The organism is Rhizobacter sp. P2_D12 (genome assembly GCF_056404395.1).
Genome location: NZ_JBFUEB010000247.1, coordinates 1 through 2,527 on the forward strand (window position 1 = coordinate 1; position 2,527 = coordinate 2,527).

The window sequence follows — 2,527 nt, forward strand, 5'->3', positions numbered from 1 at the left end:
CGACGATGCCACCGCGCGCGCCGTCGGTGCGCACCTGGTCGCGCGCGCCGAGCGCGAACGCAAGACGGTAACGATCCAGGTCACGCGTGGCGACACCGTATTGTTCAGGCAGGCGATGCCGGGCGCGTCGCCCGATCACGCCGACTGGATCCGCCGCAAGAACAACCTGGTCGGGCACACCGGCCACAGCTCGTTCTATACCCACAACGAAGTGCGCCAAGGCGGCGGCGACCATGATGCGCTGCCGGGCCTGGACATGCGCGATTATGCGGCCCACGGCGGGGCCTTCCCCGTGATCGTGCGCGGCCAGGGCGTGGTCGGCACGGTGACTGTGTCCGGGTTGCCGGGGCCGGACGACCATGCGCTGGTGGTCGCGGCGCTGAAGGACTACCTGAAGCCCGCAGCGCCCTGACGGGCGGGCATTCCCGCCAGCAGTGACGTGAGCTGGCGCATGTCGGCCGGCTTCACTAGATAATGATCGAACCCGGCCTGGGCCGCCGCCTGGCGGTCGGCATCGCTGCCGTAACCGGTCAGCGCAATCAGCAACGGTGCGGCATCGCCCATGTCGGCCTTGATGCGGCGCGCCAGCTCGCGCCCGTCCATCTCGGGCAGGCCGACGTCAAGGATGCAGGCGTCCGGCCGCGCTGCCAGAATCCACTGCAGGGCCGCGCGCGACGCGTGTTCGACCTGCACCCGGTGGCCATCCGCTTCGAGCAGCAGCGCCAGCGAGGTCGCGGCATCGGCATTGTCGTCCACCACCAGAACATGGCGGGCCGCACTGCGCTGCGCATGTTCAGCAGCCGGGGCCGCGACGGATGGCGCGGCCTGGTCKCTGCTGCGCGGCAGGATGACCGTGAACGTGCTGCCCCGGCCCGGCCCGGCGCTGTCGGCGCGCACCTGGCCGCCATGCAGCTCGACCAGGTTCTTCACCAGCGCCAGCCCCACGCCCAGACCGCCCTGGGCCCGGTCGGGCGTGCGCTGCGCCTGGGTGAACAGGCCAAACACGTCGGGCAGCAGCGCAGGCGGGATGCCCATGCCGTTGTCCTGCACCGTCAGCACGGCGACGGCGCCCGTCACGCGCAGCGACACCACCAGGCTGCCACGTTCGGGCGTGTATTTCGCCGCATTGTTGATCAGATTTGCCAGCACCTGGATCAGGCGCTTGGCGTCGCCGTCCACCGGCACGGGGGTTGCGGGCAGCTCGGTGCGCAGACTGTGGCGTTTCAGTTCGATCAGCGGCTGCACCTGTTCCAGCGCCGCCGTCACCAGCTGACGCAGGTCGAGCGGCGCGCGATCGAGTTCGATCATGCCGCGCGTGACGCGCGAGACGTCCAGCAGATCGTCCACCAGATGAACCATGTGCTCGACCTGGCGCGTGATGATTTCGCTGGTGCGCCGCACCTGCCCCGGATCGGTCGCATACACGCTCTTGAGCAGGCGGGCGGCGGTGCTTATCGGCGCCAGCGGATTGCGCAGCTCGTGCGCCAGCATCGCCAAAAATTCATTCTTGCGCTCGTCCGCCAGGTGCAGCGCCTGCAGCGCCTCGTTGCGTTCGCGCTCGGTCAGGCTGCGCGTAACTTCCTGGCGGTACAACTGCCAGGCAAAGCGCCACACCACCGCGATCAGGATCACCAGCTGGCCCCAGACGAACAGCCAGATCATCGTGGTCAGGTCGATGTCGCGATTGGCCGAGCGCACTGCGCCGGTGGCGATCATGCCCAGCACGACCGGCGCCAGCACCAGCGGCAGCACCAACTGGCGCAGCGTGCGGCCGCCGGTGCTGGCGCCGGTCAGCGCGACGACCATGCCCTGGTCCGTGCGCAGCGACAGAATGGCGCCGCTGACAAGCACGAAGGCCAGCGCAGTGCGCAGCGAGGTGCCGCGCCCCGGCAGCAGCTGGTACAAAAAGGTGTCTTCGGCGGCGAAGCCCGCCAGTGTCAGCAGCGAAAACAGCGCGACGCCGGCAGCGAGCGCCTGCGCCAGGCCCACGGTGCGGCGCCCGCCAATCAGGTTCAGGCTGATGCCGAGTACGACGAACAGGCCCACCGTGAGCGGCGCCGGCAGGCTCCACACGTTCCCCGCAGCGCCCAGACCGAGCGACAGCGGCGCCGGCGCCCAACCGGCAAGGCGCATCGTCACGCCAGCCAGACCAAGCGCCAGGACCAGCAGCGCCGGCACGTGGCTCGCCCGCGCGGCAGCCGGCGCCGCACGCAGCATCAGCAGCAGGCTGACGGCGGCGCAGGCGAAGCCGAGCGCACTGTAAGGGTACATTTGCGGCTGGCCGGGCGCCGCGCCGATCAGGAATGGCGCGTGCCATGCCCAGCCGGCGACCGTTGCAGCGGCAATCAGCAGGCAGGCAATGGCAGCGCCAGCCGGGATGGCGCGGGAAACGGGAAACGTCATCATGAATCGCATGGGTTGTTCGAAGCGCCCCCGCAGATAGTCACCGGGACGAGCCCGACATCGTACCAGCCCCCGCATCGAACACGGACGACCACCTGCAAGCCGGCTTTACGCCGCTTTACAT

At 69.6% G+C, this 2,527-nt stretch carries 2 protein-coding genes; one reads left to right on the plus strand and one right to left on the minus strand.

Annotated features, from left to right (window positions below; translation table 11 throughout):
* On the plus strand, positions 1 to 412 hold a 412-nt coding region (locus AC1DYN_RS32115; protein ID WP_477966781.1), incomplete at its 5' end, for a heme-degrading domain-containing protein.
* Here the strand turns inward: AC1DYN_RS32115 and AC1DYN_RS32120 are convergent.
* A complete protein-coding gene (locus tag AC1DYN_RS32120; protein ID WP_477966783.1) occupies positions 388 to 2,415 on the minus strand; it encodes a hybrid sensor histidine kinase/response regulator in 2,028 nt (675 codons plus the stop codon). The genes AC1DYN_RS32115 and AC1DYN_RS32120 overlap by 25 nt on opposite strands.
* Positions 2,416 to 2,527 lie beyond the last annotated feature (112 nt).